An 18,812-nucleotide genomic window follows, 5' to 3' on the forward strand; every position below is an offset into this window, starting at 1 on the left:
GATGATTAGGAGAGGATTATGATGGCGGATTTGCAATTGACACAAAGCTTTTCCATGTTGGCGCTAAATGCGCAGAGAAGTCTTGAGATGACTACGGCCAAGAAGGTGGCCCTCCGCTGCATAGCTGCAGCAGTTATTCTCGAGGTTTACCTGGACAAAGGCTTTACACCAACTAAGAAACAAATAGCTCTGAAGAAAGATGTCCTGGAGCAATCTCATACCATGCTTTATCAGGAGATTATTTTAAAATCCTTAGCCCGTCAAAATGCTAAGAAATCTTGGGATTTGAATACTTGGCTGAAAAGAGCCTCTATGCTTCCCGGATCAACGTTAAAAAAGCTAGAACAGGCTGTATCCGGCTCTCTTAAGGAATTGGGGCTGCTTGAGGAAATCCCCCATCTATTGGGGTGTGACCTGTATTTTCATTCTGCAGGCGTTAGTATCAAAGAATATCGCAGCGATATTCAGGAATACTCCAGCATTTCAGAGAGTATCCGCGCAGAAATTCTGGAGGATGGCCCGGTAACGGATGAGACGATTTGCATGCTCTGGCTTCTTCGCGAGAGCGGATGCATGCATGATTTTTTTTCGCGGAATGAGCTGGATATCGTAAGTGCCCGAATGTATAAATTGTATCAAGGTGCTCCGCTGGCCACAGCCTTGTATCCCATCCGCATCCATCGTGGCATTGAATTAGCAGTGAAGCAATTTTTCCGTATGAAAAAAGGGGCAGTAAAGACACAAGCGGGCAGCGGTTTGAATTTTTTGTTTCCCATCCTGGAGCGCTCGCAGGCTGTTTTTATCGACATGGAGGCGATGTTCTCCAATCCAGCTGCAAGATTGCATGATGTAAAGCAGCGGTTGGAATCCAATGGCCATACTGTTACGGTGCTGCAGGAAGGGCAGATTCCAACAATTAAGATAGATAATATTGTTTATCAAGCGATTCCGCATGCCATTTACGGGAGAGTGCCGATCCATGGTGTGCGTCTAATCCCGAAGCCCCTAATTTAAAGGAGTCTTGAATCATGTCCAGACAGCGTTCTATGGAGGCCATATTGGCCTCTGAGTTCGTAACTATAGGTGAATTAGTACGGCTTACGGATTCTCGCTATAGTACATTGAAATTTTACACAGAAGAGGGTATGCTGCCCTTCACACAGGCGGAGGAAAATCTGACACGCCGATATAAAAGAGAGGAAACCGTCGCGCGCATTCATTTCATTAAGGAACTGAGATCAGGCGGCTTATCAATTCCGCAAATTAAAGAAGCTCTCAACAAGGATTCATAAGCACACTGTAGACCCAGCTTAAATTATAGCAGCTAACAAGGGCTGGGTTATTTCATGAGTGGGCACATCAAAGCAAACTTTAGGCATGTAAAGGGAACGAAATTCAATCTAGAGAGATGGGTAAGAGGTAGTTAAAATGTCGAAAAGGATACTTATAGTAGAGGATCATCAGATATTAAGGGAAATTACGAGGGAATATTTGACGGATGAAGGTTATGAAGTGCTGGAGGCGAGTGACGGCCATCAAGCGATGGCGTTGTTCCAAGAGCATGAGGTGCATTTGGTCATCCTGGATATTATGCTGCCGGAATTGGATGGCTGGTCGGTATGCCGGCGAATTCGCAAAGTCTCAAATGCGCCGATTCTGATGCTGACGGCCCGTTCGGACGAGGAGGATACGCTGCTTGGATTCGAGCTTGGGGCAGACGATTATGTGATTAAACCATGTAGTCCTCCCATCCTGCTGGCTCGCGCCAAGCGGCTGCTTGAGAATCGGAAAACGCCTGGTCAGGGGGATAGGTTATCTGGCGGCGGGATTACGATCGAGCTGCTGTCCCGGACTGTTTTGGCGGGGGGAGAGCACTGCAGCTTAACACACACGGAATTCGAAATATTAGCTTACTTGATGAAAAATAAAGGCATCATCCTCACACGGGAGCAGCTCATCACTAAAATTTGGGGCTACGATTTCGATGGCGATGACCGCACGCTCAGCAGCCATATTCGTAATTTACGCTCCAAGCTTGGGGAGCATGCAAAACATATCGTCACCGTTGTTCGCTCAGGGTATAAATTCGAGGAGCAGCCATGAGAAACCGCATTGTATTCAAGCTGTTTTTGCTTACGACGGGGCTGTGCCTGATTGTAATTGCGAGCTTGATTATCGGACAAACCGTGTTCTTCAAGCAGTTTTATGTGCAACAAAAGACGGAAAAGGTGCAGGAAGCTCTTCGCTCCTACCGGCAGGATGCGCTGAACCAGGCTGGGGCTCCCCACTCCGAAGTCAGGAAGGAGCAGGAGTTCTATGCAAATACGAACGCTTGGCTCGCAGTATTGGACCATCGGGGCTACTTGAAATATGCAAATGATTATGAGATGGAGGTGCGGTTGGAGCACTCGGACGCTAACTCCGATCTGTCGGGTAAAACGCTCATCGTGCCGTTGTATACGGTGATGGATGTGGAGGATGCAAGTGCTGATAACCCGTTGTTCCCCGATTCATTTATCAAAGAGGGGCAGCAGGTTGCCATGGAAGGGATCATGTTCGAGGGCCAATTGTATCCGCAGCGGATCGGGAGAAGCACATCCAACCTCAGAGAGGAGGGCCGCCTGGAGAATCGGCAGCTAGTCGCCAAAGAATATGAGGTTGTTCCGAGATTTGCCAGCCCGACGGAGTATCATGAGCACTACCCCAGTGAGCTCGTTCGCGGAACCATTACGCAGGTCCGGATGCCGCAAGGCGAGCAAGTGTCTCGCTATACGAACCGTCTATTACTCAACCGGGTGAAGGATTTTCAGGCGGATCTGCTGTATGGGGACTTTGCGGAGCAGACGAGTACCGTAATGGATTACGTGGAGAACGAAATTCATTACAAAATATTTGTGGAGCGCATAGTCGACCAGGCAGGAAATCCTGCCTACCTGTTTGCAGTAACATCGCTGCAGCCCGTGAGTGAAGCCGCAGGCGTCTTAAGACATTATTATGGCTATATTGTAGTTGGCACCTTGCTGCTCGTTGTACTGGCCTCCCTTTATTTTTCCCGTAGAATCGCCGCTCCCTTGCTTCGAATGGATGCGATGACGCAAAAAATGGCCAGGCTGGACTTCTCGGAGAAGATCCCTGTCCGGACCGAGGACGAGATCGGCAGCCTGTCGCGGAATATCAATCGGCTTTCGGATATGCTGCACGAGCATATAGACCGGCTGGAGCAGGATATTGAGCGGGAGAAGCGGTTGGAGCAAACACGAAAGGAATTCATAGCGGGAGTGTCGCATGAGCTGAAAACTCCGCTTAGCGTAATGGAAGGCTGCCTTTATATTTTGAAGGACAAAGCGGATAGTCCGAGGCGGGACTATTATTTTGCGGCGATGGAAGATGAAGTGCAGAAGATGAACCTGCTAGTCAACGATATGCTGGAGCTGGCGAGATATGAATCCGGTATGTATAAGATGACGATGGATTCATTCCGGATGGATGAGGTTCTGGAACGGATTTGCGCGAAGCTGGCTCCGGGTATCGCGGCCAAGCAGATCCGTCTGCACACCCATCTTGCCCCCGTCGAAGTCGTGGCCAATCGGCATCGGATCGAGCAGGTGATCGTCAATTTCCTGACGAACGCCATACGCTATACACCGGAGAAGGGAGAGATCATGGTCTCGGTGGCCGAAGAGGAGAATAGCGTTAAGGTCCTCGTTGAGAACAATGGCGTTCATATTCCGCCCGAACAGTTGGAGAGGATCTGGGATCGATTCTATCGTGGCGAGCAGTCCCGTCATCGTTCAACGGGCGGAACAGGATTGGGCCTTGCAATCTCAAGACAGATTCTCGAATTGCATGGGGCACCGTACGGGGTAAGGAATACAGGGCAGGGCGTTTTGTTTTATTTTGAATTGAAGAAAGCTAAAAAAGTGTAGAACTTGGGTTCTGCGCTTTTTTTTTGGATTTCTACTTCATCTGCATCTCATCTGCACTTGATCTTGATCTCTCATTTTTATTCTAAATAAAAAACAGGATATAGGAGAGGAACTCAAACATGTCAAAAAATAAAATGATTATCATGCTGATCGGAATCGTCACCTTGCTCTTAGCGGCGTGCGGGAACCAGAGCGGTAGTCGGAACCCTGCTTCATTAACGCTCAATGAAGGGGATAACCCCGCAACCTCAAAACAGGCTTCATATAAAAAACTGTTCCAACGGAGCCTTTTTCTCGGAGATTCGATTACGGAAGGTTTGTCCTACCATGATGTACTGAACGAGGAGAACGTGCTTGCAGGGGCAGGGAAAACGGCTCAATTTGCGCTGGAGGACGTGGAGGAGCTCGTGAAGCGAAAGCCAGAGTATATTTTTATTCAGCTGGGCTCAGATGATATTTTGTGGCCAACCGACAATCCGAAGGAATATTCGCTATCGTATTACGCTCAATTGATCGATGAGATCGCGGGTAAACTTCCAGACGCGGCGATTACGTTATTATCGGTGACCCCGGTCACGGCGGAAGCGGAGAGCTCCGAGCCCCGTTACCTGAATATTGGCGAGTACAATGAGGGAGTGAAGGAACTGGCTGCTGAGAAACAGGTCGGCTTCTTCGATCTGTCACCGATTGTGGCCGATCATACCGAGCTGTACGATACGGACGGCATTCATTTCCAGGCAGAGTATTATCCGATCCTGCTCGATTTTTTGAAGGATAAGCTGGGTTATGGGATAAACACAAAGTAATGGCGTAGGGGGAGAAGAGCGTTGGTATTCAGCAGTCTGATTTTTTTGTTCCAATTTCTGCCCGCTGCGTTATTGGCTTATTACCTCTCGCCCAAGAAGTTGAAAAATGCCGTTCTGTTCGCCGCGAGTCTCGTCTTTTACGCGTGGGGGGAACCGGTCTATATCGTCATCATGCTCTTCTCAACCGTCTTCGACTACGCTAACGGGATCCTGATTGGCAAGTATAGACATCGCAAATCATTGGCCAAGGTGATTTTCATCAGCTCGATCTGCGGCAATCTGGCCATTCTCGGCTTCTTCAAGTATGCCGGGTTTGTCGTTGAGAATATAAATGCTCTGTTCGGCCTGCATTTTCAGGCCCTGGATCTGCCGCTGCCGCTGGGCATTTCCTTTTATACGTTCCAGACGATGTCTTATGTGGTGGACGTATATCTTGGCAAAGTCAAGGCCCAAAGAAACTTCATCGCCTTTGGCGCCTACGTTGCCATGTTTCCGCAGCTAGTCGCCGGCCCGATCGTCAAATACGGCGATATAGTGGGACCATTGGTCTCACGAAAAGTAACGCTGGAGCGATTTGGGGAAGGAGCGGAGTGGTTCATCCGGGGATTGGCTAAAAAGGTGCTGCTCGCCAATAACATCGGCCTGCTGTGGACGAATGTGAAGTCAACGCCGCTCGAGGATTTGACCGTCCTTTCCGCCTGGCTTGGAATTCTGGCGTTTACGCTGCAAATTTATTTTGATTTTAGCGGGTACTCGGATATGGCGCGGGGCCTCGGTAAGATGTTCGGCTTTGACTTTCCAGAGAACTTCAAGTACCCCTATATCTCCAGGAGTATTACGGAATTTTGGCGTAGATGGCATATATCGTTGGGCTCCTGGTTCCGGGAATATGTCTATATTCCGCTTGGCGGCAATCGGCAGGGCTGGCGCAAGCAGCTCAGAAATCTCTTGATTGTGTGGTTCTTAACTGGTTTGTGGCATGGAGCGAGCTGGAATTTCATTGTATGGGGGCTGTATTTCGGCTGCTTCGTTACGGCTGAGAAGCTGTTTCTTCTCAAGTGGCTGACGCGCGGGCCAAGCTGGGTAGGGCATCTCTACACGCTGCTGATCGTCGTGGTCGGGTGGGTCTTGTTCGAATTTGAACAATTGTCCGCGGCAGTGGCGTTTATCGGGGCAATGTTTGGTTTCGGAGGGCAGGGGCTGGCGGATGACCAAGCGCTGTATGACCTGTCTGCGAACGGAGGTTTGTTCGTTCTCCTTGCTATATTCGCGACGCCGCTTCCCCGGAGAATGACCGAGCGCATCAAAGACCGCTGGAATACGGGAGGCGTGATCGGCGTACTGGCGTTTTATTTCATTAGTCTGGTTTTGTCGACGGCCTATTTAGTCAACAAGTCTTATAATCCGTTCTTATATTTCCGTTTTTGAGGGGGGGATCGATGTTGATCGGATATGACAAACGAACCCGCACCATGACGGCGTGGTTGCTGCTGCTGTTTATCGGGACGATGGTCGTTATGAACGTTTTGACGCCTGACAAGGACTTCGCGGAAGCGGAGAACCGAGTGCTCGAAAAGCCACCTGTTTTTGAGCTGCGATCCCTCCTATCAGGAACGTTTACGGCCAGTTATGAGAGATATGTTTCCGATCAATTTGCATTCCGCGGCGTTTGGGTCGGAATCAAGACCGATGCGGAACGCATTGTGGGCAAGAAGGACAGCAACGGCGTATACCTTGGCGAAGACGGGTATCTTTTTCAGCACTTCACATCACCGAATGCTGCGGAAGTGGAGAAGAGGATCGCAGCCATCCATTCGTTTCACCGGGCGACGCCTGGCTTAAATAAGTATGTCATGCTGGTGCCGACCTCCGCTGCGCTGCTTGCGGATAAGCTGCCGGCGAATGCACAGACTGGCAATGAGCGGGCTGCTATAAACCAAGTGCAGCAATCGCTTCGCTCTGATATTCGCTTCGTCGAGGTGTACCCTGCATTGCATGACCACCGGGGAATGTCCATTTATTACAAGACGGATCATCACTGGACGAGTACAGGCGCTTATTACGGCTATCAGGCGTTGTGCAGGCGGATGGGCATCGTTCCGAAAAGTGAGGCGGCGTTCGATATCCGGCAAGCGACGGATAAATTTTACGGATCGCTCTATTCGAAGAGCGGCTACCGACATCTTAAGCCCGACCGAATCGATCTCTATCTGCCGCGGGAGGAAAGCCAGATCAAGGTGGAATATGTAGATGAAGGCCGTACCACGAATTCCTTGTATGAATTGGAGCAGTTAAACAAGAAGGATAAATATGCGGTCTTCCTGAATGGCAACCATCCGCTGATTCGAATCACGATGGCGAATCCCAACGGGAAGAAGCTGCTGGTAATCAAGGATTCGTACGCCAATAGTTTGGTCCCGTTCCTTCTGGAGCACTTCGCCGAGATCGATGTGGTTGATCTTCGCTACTACGACGAATCACTGCTGAAGCTCGTAGAAGATCGGCAGTTTCAAGACATGATCATTCTTTACAATGTCCACACTTTTTTTGAAGACATATCTATTCTCAATCTATCGGAGGTAACGAAATGAAGCGACTATGGATCATACTGCTCGTGCTTTCTAATGCAGCGGGAATATTGGCGGGATGCACCGGAGACGGAGGAGCCTCGGCACAGCTGACGGCTGCAGAAGTAGGGGAAAGCATTCGGCTAGCGGCAGGTCTTCCCGGCATGAAGCCGGGGGACCAGGAGAAACTCCAAAAATTGTATCACATCGAACCGGACATAGTGGAGGATTTCATACTGTATACAGCTTCCTCCAATGTAAAGGCGGATGAACTGGCCGTCATCCGGGTCAAGGATGCGGACAAAGTCGGTCATGTCCTTGACAAAGTACAGGAGCGAATCCAGGTCCAAACCGTCAAATTTAAAGATTATCGCCCGGAGGAGTACTATTTGCTGGATAAGCATATTTTGAAGGCCAAAGGCAGGTTTGTTCTGTTCGCGGTTTCGAAAGAAGCAGATCAAATGGAGCGCGCGTTTGACGACATATTGAAATAAGGCACTTCAAGCATAATTCTGCAAATCCTTGTAGCTGATCGGTTAGATCATGTTTCGTTTCGTGTATCATGATGTTTTTAAGGGTCTATGATCTCATGGAGAAGCCGTAATCGCGCTTTTGACAGCAAAGGATGTATAATCATGTAAGAAGCAGCGAATTGTGAGGTAAGAAAGAATGAATTCTAGTATGTTATTGAAATCTGAAAGGCTGACCTACAGGCCAACTATGGCTTCTGATTTAGAGATGGTGTTAGCGATTGAAAACGATCATGAGAACAGATCCTATATTATACCTTGGCCCAGGGACCAGCATATGGCCGCGTTGCGCGACTCGGATAAGAGGCATATAGTTATTGAGGATGAGGCTGCGAACCCGGTGGGGTATATGATTTTGGCAGGTCTCGACAGCCCGCACCATAGCATTGAGCTGGTCCGGATTGTCATTGCAGAGAAAAATAAAGGATATGGAAGAGAAGCCATCAAGGCGGTTTTACAATATGTATTTGAAGGGGTAAGTGCTCATCGAGTATGGCTGGATGTGAAGGAGTATAACGAGAGAGCGATGCAGCTTTATTTAGCTCTAGGGTTCAAGCAGGAGGGCGTATTAAGAGAATGCATTAGGAATGGCGATCAGTACGAATCTCTGATTGTAATGTCCCTGCTAAGGCAGGAATTCACGGCCCTAAGAGTGGAGGTCTAGAGAACTTAATTGATTCTAAAGGGGGTTCGCATGAGAAAATTTAGATTCAATCAGTCGGCGGAAATAGGAAGCTTCATTATTCTTTTTGGAGCATGTATTAAGCTGGCTGTTCATTTGTATGCGGTATTAGGGATGATAAGATTCACAGAAGCTGTAATCACAGATGTAGAATTCAATATATATCGTTTAAAAATCTTTACAACCCTAGAGCAGTATGAGGTGCACATTTTACCAACGTACGGGATTTCGGTGCTGCTGATCATATATCTTATAAAGCTTGTAGTAGATTATATCAAATACCGGAAACAAGAAAATAGGGTGGATGATAAGGAGAGGCATGGATTTTGGAGTTAATCAAGAAGGATAAAAGGCAGGACAACGCTTAGTTGTCCTGCCTTTGTATCTTGGATTGCTGCCAGTCATCGCAATTAGTAAATCCGGTAATTCCCGCTCAACGCCAGCAGGCTGAAGAAGTACAGGCAGTTGTCGTAATAGCGGCGGTCTCCGGTACGAAGCGGCGTGTTCCAGAGCAGGCGGACAAAATGCTCCGCGTCCGGGCCGTCGGCGGCGAGGGAAGCCGCCGCATTGGTCGCCAGAAGGCCGATTGGATGAAGCGCTGGCTCATCGAACGGCTTCCCGTCAATGGTGTAGCGGCGATAATCGGAAACCTCGATGTCCCGGAAAAATGCCTGAATCCGGTTGGACTGCTCGACCTGCCAGGGATCCTGGCGGAACCATACCCAATCCAGGGCGATATTGGCGGCCACCCGGTAGGAATCGCTGTAGAAATGACGGAAGTCGCCATGGGGCTGCGGCTCTGCCGGCGTACCGTCATAATTCGCATATTCTGGAGCGAGGCCAGTTTCCGGATGGCATGCCGTATGCAGGTAAGCCCGGCTGGCCTTGGCGGCCTCCCGCCAAAACTTCATATCCCGCTCGTCGGCCAGCAGGGCAAACAACTCGTAGAAATGGGGGAGATGATATGACGGATCGCTAAACTTAGATTCCGGTATGAACTTGATCAGCTTCGTTTCCGGGTCCCACATCGGATCGCCTTCGCCGTTTTCCCCCTGATGCAAGCATGCTCTTAGAATCGTTCGTGCCTGCTCGGAATAGTTATAGGGCTCCGGCCCGTCTCCCCAGCGGCTGGCCGCGAAGAACAGGGCCATCGCGAAAAATTCCTCTCCGTCCGGTGCAGGACCCTGGGAGATGCGGGTTCCGTCCGGCTTGCAATGCCAGGCAAAATAATTGGCGTAGGGCCCTTCCTTATGCTGCATAAATGTCTTCGAGAAATTCCACAGCCGGTCAAACTCTTCTTTCTTATTCATTTGCACAGCCATCATCATCCCGTATGACATGCCCTCTGTCCGCACGTCCAAATTGCCGGTATCGAGAATATAGCCTTTATCGTCACCCATCGGGTGATAGATCCGCACATCCGGCTCTCCATAGAACAGATCGTTCCATACCTGCTCCAGATTGGCTTCAATTTCCGTTTCGGAATAGCCGAGCTCCTTGAACAGGTTCCTGTATTCTTTCGTATAAAAAGCACCTAATTGGTTTGCAGACATAACGTCAACCTCCGTTTAATCATCATTTGGCTATATCATAGCACAGCAGGAGTTGAGTAAATTAAAGCGCTTTCCCCAGAAATATTAGTTATTTCTCTAATAGTAAGATACAGGAGTCTATCGGGTTACTGCAAAAAAGAAAGTGCAATAAACAAACAAAAAATTCCATTTAGATTTCGATGGAATGATCATAAAATGAACTTGAAAAAATGTAATTAATTTCTAGATTTGATCTGGAGGGAGGCAGATCGCGCAAACTTTTGTCGAAAGGGGGATTAAGATTCGGCGAATGTCCAGTTAAGTGTCACAAGAAAGGAGATGATCAGAGATGAGGCAAAAATTTTGCTTAGTTTTGGCAACGCTTACATTGATGGCGGTATTCATATCTCCCGGCTTGCATGCTACAGAGGATCAGAATTCGTTTGAGAATCCTATCCTGTGGGCCGATGTGCCGGACCCGGATGTCATTAGAGTGGGGAATGCCTTCTATATGACAAGTACAACGATGCATATGAACCCCGGCGTGCCGATCATGAAATCCTATGATCTTATCCATTGGGAAATCGTCAATTATGTATACGATACGCTAGGGGATTCCGACGCACAGACGCTGAGGAATGGTCAGAATGAGTATGGCAAAGGCTCCTGGGCCAGCAGCTTAAGATATCACAACGGCACCTACTATGTGGTTTTTTCCTCCAGCACAGCGGGCAATACATTCATCTACAAGACGCGGGATATTGAAAAAGGGCCATGGACTCGCTCCACGATCGGCTTTTACCATGACATGTCTTTGCTGTTCGATGATGACGGGAGGGTGTACCTTGTTCACGGCGGTGGCGATATTCGCCTTACTGAGCTCACTGCGGATGCCAGCGCTGTAAAGCCAGGCGGGTTAAACCAGGTCATTATTCCCAATGCCAGCCTGGTGGCAGGTCCTAATGTCGGACTCCCGGCCGAGGGAGCGCATATTCAAAAAATAAACGGCAAGTATTACATCTTCCTGATCACCTGGCCGCAGGGAAAAGGCCGTACGCAATTGGTTTTTAGAGCGGATCGCATTACCGGGCCTTATGAAGGACGGGTTGCTCTGGATTTTGCTGGCGTCGCTCAAGGCGGAATCGTGGATACGCCGGATGGCAAATGGTACGGCATGCTTTTTCAGGATCATGGATCAGTAGGGCGTACTCCCTTCCTTGTTCCCGTTGCGTGGCAAGATGCTTGGCCGGTATTCGGCGTGAATGGCCAGATTCCCGCGCAAATGCCAAAGCCCGTCCCCGGCGCGAATTCCAATCATAAAATCGTGGCCTCCGATGAATTCGATCAAACCCGGCTTCCGCTCGTATGGCAGTGGAATCATAATCCAGACAACAATCTTTGGTCTCTAACCGAGCGCCCGGGATTTATGCGGCTGAAGACCGGACGGACGAGCACGGGCATTTTGGATGCGCGCAATTCACTCACGCAAAGAAGCATCGGGCCGGAAAGCTCTGGACGGATTGCCCTCGATGTAAGCCGGATGAAAAGCGGGGACTATGCAGGTCTTGCCGCGTTGCAGAAAAACTACGGATTCGTCGGCGTAAAAATGTCCGGGAATTCCAAATCCATCATCATGGTCAACGGAAGCGGGACAGCTCCGGTAGAAGTCGCGAGTGTGCCTCTTGCACAGAACAATGTCTACTTCAAAGTGGAAATGGATTTTAAAAATAATACCGACAAAGCCTACTTCTATTACAGCCTGGACGGCAACCGGTGGACAGTCATTGGCAACACGCTGCAGATGAGCTACACTCTGCCGCATTTTATGGGATACCGGTTTGCCTTATTTAACTACGCAACACAATCGGCTGGCGGGTATGTGGATTTCGATTATTTTAGAATCGAGAACCGGATGACAGGGACAGGGGGATCAGGAGAGTCTCCGCAGTCACCCGTACAAAGCGGATCGGTGTACAAGCTGAGGAATGCGCACAGCAGCATGGTTATCGGTATTTCCGGCATGTCCACAGCAAATGGAGGACAGGCCGTCCAATGGAACGATAATGGCAGTGCGGATCATCAGTGGCGGTTTGACCGCTTAAGCAGCGGCTACTACAAGCTGACAAATATCCATAGCGGCAAGGTGCTGGGGGTTGAGAACATGTCCACGGCGAACGGCGCTTCCGCCATACAATGGGATGACAATGGCACGGCGGATCATGAATGGCAGCTCGTTCCCGTAGGGGACGGCAGCTATAAATTGGTGAACCGTCATAGCGGCAAGGTGCTCGGCGTGGACGGCATGTCCAAGACGGCAGGCGCAAAAATCGTGCAGTGGGACGATAACGGCACGGCGGATCACAACTGGACATTCTCGTTCGTTCGATAACGAATCTATGAAGTGCAGATGTACACACATTTTATTTTGAACAATGGGGAGGAAATGGGAATGAAAACAAACCAAAGAATCATGGCTGTACTATTAACCTTTATGCTGCTGGGAATAGGGATGTTCCAAGGCCAGGCCGCGCACGCAGAAACGCCGGCGATCGCCAAAACCCCTGGCAACGGCAATCCGCTGATGGATCATAAGCTTGGGGCTGATCCGTTTGCGATGACCTATAACGGCAGGGTCTATCTATACATGTCCAGCGATGCTTATGAATACGATAGCAGCGGCAAAATCAAAACGAATTCATTCAGCAATTTGAACAAAGTCCATGTCATTTCTTCAGACGATATGGTGAACTGGACGGATCACGGCGCTATTCCCGTCGCGGGACCAAACGGGATTGCCAAGTGGGCCAGCGGTTCCTGGGCGCCGGCAGCAGCTCATAAGAAGATCAACGGGCAGGATAAATTCTTTCTCTACTTCTCCAATAGTGCAGGAGGGCTTGGCGTGCTCACGGCGGACAGCCCGATAGGGCCGTGGACAGATCCGCTTGGACGAGCGCTGGTGACATTGAACACACCTGGCGTTGCGGGCGTGGTATGGCTGTTTGATCCGGCCGTATTAGTCGATGATAATGGCACCGGCTATCTGTATTTCGGCGGGGGAATTCCTGGCGGCAACAATCCGACCCAGCAGCAATGGGCGAGTCCCAAGACTGCCCGCGTCATCAAACTAAGCGATGATATGATTCATACGGAAGGCAGCGCGCAGGTCATTGATGCTCCGTTCTTTTTTGAAGACTCGGGAATCCACAAATATAACGGCAAATACTATTATTCCTACTGCTCCAACTTTGGCGGAAATCATCCGCCGGGAACCCCTCCTCCTGGAGAAATTGCCTACATGGTGAGCGACAACCCGATGGGGCCGTTTACTTATGTAAAATCGATCTTAAAAAATCCGTATGAGTTTTTCGGCGTCGGGGGCAACAACCACCATTCCATCTTTTCATTCAACAATAAGTGGTATATAGCCTACCATGCCCAGACTGTGAGCAAAGCCATCCTTGGCGATGGATTGGGGTATCGTTCCCCTCATATCAATGAGCTAACGTATGCGGGCAATGGAGAAATCAACCCGATTCAGGGAACGATGAAAGGCGTTTCGCAGATTAAAAATCTAAATCCGTATGTGCGGACGGAAGCCGAGACGATCGCCTGGCAGGGCGGCATTTTGACAGAGGCTGCTCAGGCGCCTGGCGGCATGGTACCAAGCGTAAACATGAACGTAACCGATATTCATAACGGCGACTGGATCGCCGTCGCCAACGCCGACTTTGGATCGAATGGCGCGACGAGCTTCAAAGCAAATGTGGCCTCGACGGTAGGAGGGCAAATCGAAATTCGGCTTGACAGTCCGACAGGCCAGGTCATCGGGACGCTTCAGGTTAATCCGACAGGGGGCAATCAAACTTGGAGCCTCAGAGAAACTACGGTAAACCGTGTGACTGGCGTTCATCATGTGTATTTTATGTTTAAAGGTGCAAATAATCAGCGTCTGTTCAACTTGGATTATTGGCAGTTCGGCACTTCTACGGGCGGGGGGCAGCCATCTGATATTGAGAGCGGCCGCGTGTACACGCTGAAGAACGAACATAGCGGTCTGATGATCGGCATAGCAGGCGCATCTACAGCCGACGGCGCACAGGCCCTGCAATCGAACAATTTTGGTGCGACGGATCACGAATGGCGGGTGGACAGTTTGAATAATGGCTATTATAAGCTGACGAATATGCGCAGCGGCAAGGTGCTCGGGATTGAGAACATGTCCACCGCAAACGGGGCCAAGGCCGTACAATGGAACGATAACGGCACGGCAGACCATGATTGGCAATTCGTCCCTGTGGGCAATGGCAGCTACAAAATCGTCAACCGCCACAGCGGCAAGGTGCTCGGCGTGAATGGCATGTCCACGACATCAGGCGCGAACATTGTGCAATGGGACGATAACGGCACGGCAGACCACAACTGGCGATTTGTGTTTGTAAGGTAACAATAAATAAGAACCCGCCCTATGGTTAGCGCCAACGGTGGGTTCTATTTATTCTAGATTTAAGGAACGGTCCAGTATCTTAATTTCGCCGATTTCCGAAGAAGAGTTATATGACTGTGCAAAAACAAGATTAACATCAATCCAGTTGGAATATTGCCAAATTCTACGCCGCCCACCCATCGATTGATCCAACCGTTCAACCTGAATTAACTGGATTTATAGCAGTAAGTTTCAGCGGCAAAGAGGGGAAAGGAGAATTAAATGTATTTCATGTTGTTATAAGAAGAGAAATGGACAATATGAGCGGGGATAGTTGATATTAGTTGCGTAAAATCCATCTAGTCCCCGAAATCATTTGTTTAGGCAGTAATTAGATACATGAACTCCATTTAGGGTACGACAGCCTAGCCTAGACGCAGCTTAAATAAATGAGCTAAAGAATGGGATGCAGGTAAGCATTTAAATACTTACACTACACCCATTGTAACCATTCAATGTATCCCATCACCTCGACTCTACCCGTTGTATAAATTCGCGGGGGGAGATGCCCTCGACCTTCTTGAACACTTTGCTGAAATAGAAGGCGCTGTCGTAGCCAAGCTTGTGGGAAATTTCATTGATCCGCCCTTCGCCGCGCAGCATCATTTCTTTGGCCGCCGCGATTTTGGTGTCGGTGACGTATTTGACGAAATTGACTTTAGCCGTCCTGGAGAACAGATGGCTCAAATAATTGGGGCTGAAGTTGAAAATATCCGCGACCTGGTTCAAGGACAGCTTGCTGTCAAGGTTGCGCTTGATGTAATCCTGGACATGCCGGATAACCTGCTCCTTATAGTTCTGCTTCCTGGAGGAGAGAAGCTCGCAGCATCCGTCCCGGAATTGCACGAGCCAGCCCATCACGCCGTCGATGGAGCTCTGCTGATAGATGGTCCGGTATCCTTCCGGCTCGTGCTCGAAGATCTGCTCCACCAGATTCTCCCCATCGGCCAGCAGGGAGGTGGCCATATAGAGCACGCTGCAGGCAGCATCGGTCGCCGCGACGAGGAGATCAGGCCGCCCTTCGAAGGCTTCGATCATACTAGTAATCATGCTGTGGAGCGCATCGGTATCCATCTCCTCGAACGCCCGGCGGATTTCCGAGCGGGAAGCCGAATAATCGAAGAGAGGCTGCTTCAGGTCAGGGCTTTGTTTATGATCTGCATCTGCATAAAAAATAAAGGCCTGCTGCGCCAACGCCGCAGGTAAAGCACGGCGGGCGGCCAGATAACTCTCATGGATCAAGTATGGATCATCCACCGCATGGCCGATGCCGCCCATAATCCTCACGTTGAAATAATTATGCAGCGCCTGTGCCATATCCGAGAGCAGCCGCTCTATGTCAGGCATCCAATCCAGCGAATGAGCGTCATCAACCGGCAGAATGATGGCAAAGTTGCGCAAATCGAGGCTGGTTACATAACAGGGCCTGACCGGAGTCAGGCGGTCTCTCGCCATCTTTACCGTGCTGGTGCATAGAGTGACCAGCTTGTCGCCGCTCGGCGGAACGGTATCCGGCGCCATAATGCGGCAGGTACATACAACGTAGGCGGGGGCGGACAGCTCCAGTTCCAGATCTTCTTTTTGCAGCAGGTACTGGTTCTTGTTCTCGAACAGATTGTTAAACAGCCGGACGAAGAACTTCTCGCGCAGCTCATGCAAGTTGCTGCGGTGAATCAGCTCTGGATAGCTCTCCACCGTATTATGCTCCTCCAGCAGCTTCATTGCCTTCCTGATTGCGGTCTCCAGCGCCTCGGGCGTCAGCTCCAGCTTCACCAGATAATCCACCGCCTGCATCTCGATGGCTGTGCGCGCATACTCAAACTCTTCATAGCTGGTCAGAATAATGAAGAGCGGAACGCGCCCGTATTTGCGGCGAACCGACTCGGCGACCTGCAGTCCGGTTTTGACCGGCATTTTAATATCGGTAATCACGATATCCGGCCGGCAGGATTCAATCATTTCCTCGGCCTGTCCCCCATTATAGGCGACCCCAATCACTTCGATCCCGTACTGCTCCCATTTCAGCATGGACTGCAGGCCAATGCATACCAAGGCTTCATCATCGGCAATCAGCAATTTGATCAATGCAATCACTTCCTTACAAGTTTGCTTTCAAAGATGCTTTCAAAGATGCTTCCAGAAGGGTTGGGACTTTAACACTTTATCGCTCCATTTACAGACCCATTGTTCTGCTCCAATACTCGTGCAATCATTCCGTGGTTCGGTAAGGCAGCAGAATAAACATCTTCGTATATTGATCCTGCACGCTCTCGATCGACAATCCGTATTGCTCCCCGAAGGTGAGCTTCAGCCGGTCATTGACATTGCGCAGCCCCATCCCCTCCAGCAGCCCCTTCGCGGCGGGTTCCTGATGCGGCCCCTGCTCCCCCGGAGCCAGAATCTCCGCAATTTGCTCTTCGCTGATCCCGATTCCGTTATCCTCCAGGGTAATCCGAATATCGTTCCATCCGCTGCGTTCAATACTCAGCCGAAGGTACCCATGGCCCCTCGGCTCAATACCGTGAAATATTGCGTTCTCCGCCAGAGGCTGCAGGGTGAACCTCGGAATGAGCCCCGACAGCAGCTGTTCGTCATGGACAGCCGTTTCCATCGTAATGTTGCTGCCATAGCGGTATTTTTGGATGAGAAAATAATCCTCCAGCAGACTTAACTCCTCCTGCAGCGGTACCAGCTTGCGCCCATCCTTGGCAATGCTTCGCAGCAGGCGCGACAGCGAGGTAGTCATCTCCGCAATGCCCGTTGCATTCTGGATCGTCGCCATCCATTTGATCGAATTCAGCGTGTTGTACAGGAAATGCGGGTTAATCTGGCTCTGCAGCATCCGGTACTCCAGCTCCTGCCGCTGCTTCTCGTCTGCAACCCGTGTCTCCATCAGAGTAAGAATGTCCTGGGACAAGCGGTTGATCCCGCGTCCCACATCGCCGAGCTCGCTATTCCATTCCATATTCCGGTCGATGAGGAAGTTGCCCTGGGCGATTTTGTCGATACGCTTCTTGAGCTTCTCGACAGGCAGGCTGATCGTCTTGGTCAAATAGATCGTAATGACACCGCTCGAGGCAATCACGAGCACGCAGACGCCGAGCATAAGCAGCAGCCAAAGATTGAACTGTGGAGCAAACTGCTTCTCCGACAGCGTCTGGGAGAGCGTGACCCCTTTGCGCACCGGATATGACACGGAAATCAGCTTCTCGCCTTCGCTCATCTCCAGCCAGGACAAGGACGTAACGCTGCCGCTGGACGTCTCCTCCTCATAGGGGGTTGCCTTATATTCCGCCGAAAGGGGCAGAATCTGATCCCCTTGAATTTCATATTGCTGTGAACCCAGCGTTAACAGCAGCTTGGATTCCGCAGGCAGGCCATAGCCCTTCAGCTTGTCGGTAATGACGGAGGTGTTGGCCAGCAGGTATACGGTTCCGATTCGGTTGGCATTGTCCCCGTAGATCGGCATCACGAAGGGGATCGTCTTGGTCAGGGACAGCGGATCCTGAATGACCCGCGCCCACTCCTCAGTCGCATCCGCAGTCAGGCCGGGCAGCTGATTAATGTTATGAATGGTTAAAGGAACCGAAGTGCTGACCGAGTTGTCCACTTGAAAAAATTTATCCTGATTATCCGTCACAATCAGCCGGCGCACATACCCGTTGGAGCGGTTCATCCGGAAATCATCCTGCAGTGAGGTAAAGACATGAATCGCCTCCATGGAGCTCGGCTGGTCCGCATTGAAATAATCATTTAACATGCGATTTGTCGAAGAATTGGTGCTGCAGGTCATTGCCAGAACCGACAGGTTCATCAGATCCTGCTCAATGATATGGGATACGAGCTGCAAATTGAATTCGGTGGCCTGGATTGTCGTTTTTCTCTGAAAATAGGAAATAAGCTCATAGCTGAAAAAAGACAGCAGAGTCGCGATCAGCAGGGCGAATACCGTCATGATCAGGATGATCCGGCTTTTGATGGTTGCCTTTCGTTTCGTAGAAGCCACCTCTTTTCTGTACAAATATAAAGCGCTTTCAAATCGAGTTGGTAACATTACCATAACATGAACACAAGTTTGCAGACAGAGCAGGCCGGACAGGAACAACGATTTTTACAGGTTTTTATGAGAATTTTACAGCTTTCTGCGCTTCATGAAAAGAAGTGAACAGAAAAGTGAATGAACTGTGATAAAAAATGTATGCCCTTTCATTTTAAAATCCACTAGGATAAATATAGAGCTTCGAAATGCCGAATCCGGCATCTTAAACCAGAGGAAAAGGGGACTA

General features: G+C 50.0%; 15 protein-coding genes. 12 read left to right on the forward strand and 3 right to left on the reverse strand.

What is annotated here, in order from left to right; genetic code table 11:
- Nucleotides 1-18: 18 nt before the first annotated feature.
- From MKX50_RS02645 to MKX50_RS02690, 10 genes are all read left to right on the forward strand, one after another.
- Nucleotides 19-1,014 carry a hypothetical protein gene (locus MKX50_RS02645; RefSeq protein WP_213590928.1) on the forward strand — a complete coding sequence of 332 codons (996 nt, stop codon included), beginning with the start codon at nt 19-21 and terminating at the stop codon, nt 1,012-1,014.
- A 14-nt stretch (nt 1,015-1,028) separates the two neighbouring features.
- Nucleotides 1,029-1,292 carry a helix-turn-helix domain-containing protein gene (locus tag MKX50_RS02650; protein ID WP_213590929.1) on the forward strand — a complete coding sequence of 88 codons (264 nt, stop codon included), beginning with the start codon at nt 1,029-1,031 and terminating at the stop codon, nt 1,290-1,292.
- Nucleotides 1,293-1,428: 136 nt separating this feature from the next.
- Nucleotides 1,429-2,103 (forward strand): response regulator transcription factor, encoded by a 675-nt coding sequence (locus MKX50_RS02655; RefSeq protein WP_213590930.1) that lies wholly within the window; start codon nt 1,429-1,431, stop codon nt 2,101-2,103.
- Entirely contained in the window at nt 2,100-3,926 is a 1,827-nt protein-coding gene (locus MKX50_RS02660; protein WP_339158346.1) for a HAMP domain-containing sensor histidine kinase, read from the forward strand. Before MKX50_RS02655 ends, MKX50_RS02660 begins: the two co-directional genes overlap by 4 nt.
- Nucleotides 3,927-4,045: 119 nt before the next feature.
- Complete coding sequence (locus MKX50_RS02665; RefSeq protein WP_213590932.1) at nt 4,046-4,732, forward strand: GDSL-type esterase/lipase family protein; 687 nt, start codon at nt 4,046-4,048, stop codon at nt 4,730-4,732.
- Between the two features lie 21 nt (nt 4,733-4,753).
- Nucleotides 4,754-6,160 carry an MBOAT family protein gene (locus MKX50_RS02670; RefSeq protein ID WP_339158347.1) on the forward strand — a complete coding sequence of 469 codons (1,407 nt, stop codon included), beginning with the start codon at nt 4,754-4,756 and terminating at the stop codon, nt 6,158-6,160.
- 14 nt (nt 6,161-6,174) lie between these two features.
- Nucleotides 6,175-7,323: a DHHW family protein gene (locus MKX50_RS02675; RefSeq protein WP_339159995.1), complete on the forward strand. Its 1,149-nt coding sequence runs from the start codon at nt 6,175-6,177 to the stop codon at nt 7,321-7,323.
- Entirely contained in the window at nt 7,320-7,793 is a 474-nt protein-coding gene (locus MKX50_RS02680) for a DUF4358 domain-containing protein (RefSeq protein WP_213590934.1), read from the forward strand. The genes MKX50_RS02675 and MKX50_RS02680 overlap by 4 nt, the downstream gene beginning before the upstream one ends.
- A 187-nt stretch (nt 7,794-7,980) precedes the next feature.
- Nucleotides 7,981-8,493 (forward strand): GNAT family protein, encoded by a 513-nt coding sequence (locus MKX50_RS02685; RefSeq protein ID WP_339158348.1) that lies wholly within the window; start codon nt 7,981-7,983, stop codon nt 8,491-8,493.
- A gap of 30 nt (nt 8,494-8,523) precedes the next feature.
- Nucleotides 8,524-8,847: a hypothetical protein gene (locus MKX50_RS02690; RefSeq protein WP_213590936.1), complete on the forward strand. Its 324-nt coding sequence runs from the start codon at nt 8,524-8,526 to the stop codon at nt 8,845-8,847.
- Between the two features lie 74 nt (nt 8,848-8,921).
- Here MKX50_RS02690 and MKX50_RS02695 read toward each other — a convergent pair whose 3' ends face one another.
- Nucleotides 8,922-10,064 carry a glycosyl hydrolase family 8 gene (locus tag MKX50_RS02695; RefSeq protein WP_339158349.1) on the reverse strand — a complete coding sequence of 381 codons (1,143 nt, stop codon included), beginning with the start codon at nt 10,062-10,064 and terminating at the stop codon, nt 8,922-8,924.
- Nucleotides 10,065-10,392: 328 nt separating this feature from the next.
- Between MKX50_RS02695 and MKX50_RS02700 the strand changes: the two genes are divergently transcribed.
- Together MKX50_RS02700 and MKX50_RS02705 are read left to right on the forward strand one after the other, a co-directional pair.
- Nucleotides 10,393-12,432, forward strand: coding sequence for an RICIN domain-containing protein (locus MKX50_RS02700; RefSeq protein ID WP_339158350.1), 2,040 nt, complete (start codon nt 10,393-10,395; stop codon nt 12,430-12,432).
- 102 nt (nt 12,433-12,534) lie between these two features.
- Entirely contained in the window at nt 12,535-14,487 is a 1,953-nt protein-coding gene (locus MKX50_RS02705) for a carbohydrate-binding protein (protein ID WP_339159997.1), read from the forward strand.
- Between the two features lie 504 nt (nt 14,488-14,991).
- Here MKX50_RS02705 and MKX50_RS02710 read toward each other — a convergent pair.
- Both MKX50_RS02710 and MKX50_RS02715 read right to left on the reverse strand, forming a co-directional pair.
- Entirely contained in the window at nt 14,992-16,611 is a 1,620-nt protein-coding gene (locus MKX50_RS02710; RefSeq protein ID WP_213590940.1) for a response regulator, read from the reverse strand.
- Nucleotides 16,612-16,735: 124 nt separating this feature from the next.
- On the reverse strand, nt 16,736-18,547 hold the full coding sequence (locus MKX50_RS02715) for a histidine kinase (protein WP_339158352.1): 1,812 nt from the start codon (nt 18,545-18,547) through the stop codon (nt 16,736-16,738).
- Nucleotides 18,548-18,812: the final 265 nt, after the last annotated feature.

Origin of the sequence: Paenibacillus sp. FSL W8-0186, assembly GCF_037969765.1 — a bacterium.
In the GTDB taxonomy this organism is placed as follows: domain Bacteria; phylum Bacillota; class Bacilli; order Paenibacillales; family Paenibacillaceae; genus Fontibacillus; species Fontibacillus woosongensis.

What these genes read in the sequence shown, in the direction of transcription:
- MKX50_RS02660 (WP_339158346.1), top strand. Translation starts at nt 2,100, where the DNA reads ATGAGAAACCGCATTGTATTCAAGCTGTTTTTGCTTACGACGGGGCTG.
- MKX50_RS02700 (WP_339158350.1), top strand. Translation starts at nt 10,393, where the DNA reads ATGAGGCAAAAATTTTGCTTAGTTTTGGCAACGCTTACATTGATGGCG.
- MKX50_RS02655 (WP_213590930.1), top strand. Translation starts at nt 1,429, where the DNA reads ATGTCGAAAAGGATACTTATAGTAGAGGATCATCAGATATTAAGGGAA.
- MKX50_RS02665 (WP_213590932.1), top strand. Translation starts at nt 4,046, where the DNA reads ATGTCAAAAAATAAAATGATTATCATGCTGATCGGAATCGTCACCTTG.
- MKX50_RS02650 (WP_213590929.1), top strand. Translation starts at nt 1,029, where the DNA reads ATGTCCAGACAGCGTTCTATGGAGGCCATATTGGCCTCTGAGTTCGTA.
- MKX50_RS02690 (WP_213590936.1), top strand. Translation starts at nt 8,524, where the DNA reads ATGAGAAAATTTAGATTCAATCAGTCGGCGGAAATAGGAAGCTTCATT.
- MKX50_RS02695 (WP_339158349.1), bottom strand. Translation starts at nt 10,064, where the DNA reads ATGTCTGCAAACCAATTAGGTGCTTTTTATACGAAAGAATACAGGAAC.
- MKX50_RS02680 (WP_213590934.1), top strand. Translation starts at nt 7,320, where the DNA reads ATGAAGCGACTATGGATCATACTGCTCGTGCTTTCTAATGCAGCGGGA.
- MKX50_RS02685 (WP_339158348.1), top strand. Translation starts at nt 7,981, where the DNA reads ATGTTATTGAAATCTGAAAGGCTGACCTACAGGCCAACTATGGCTTCT.
- MKX50_RS02705 (WP_339159997.1), top strand. Translation starts at nt 12,535, where the DNA reads ATGCTGCTGGGAATAGGGATGTTCCAAGGCCAGGCCGCGCACGCAGAA.
- MKX50_RS02645 (WP_213590928.1), top strand. Translation starts at nt 19, where the DNA reads ATGATGGCGGATTTGCAATTGACACAAAGCTTTTCCATGTTGGCGCTA.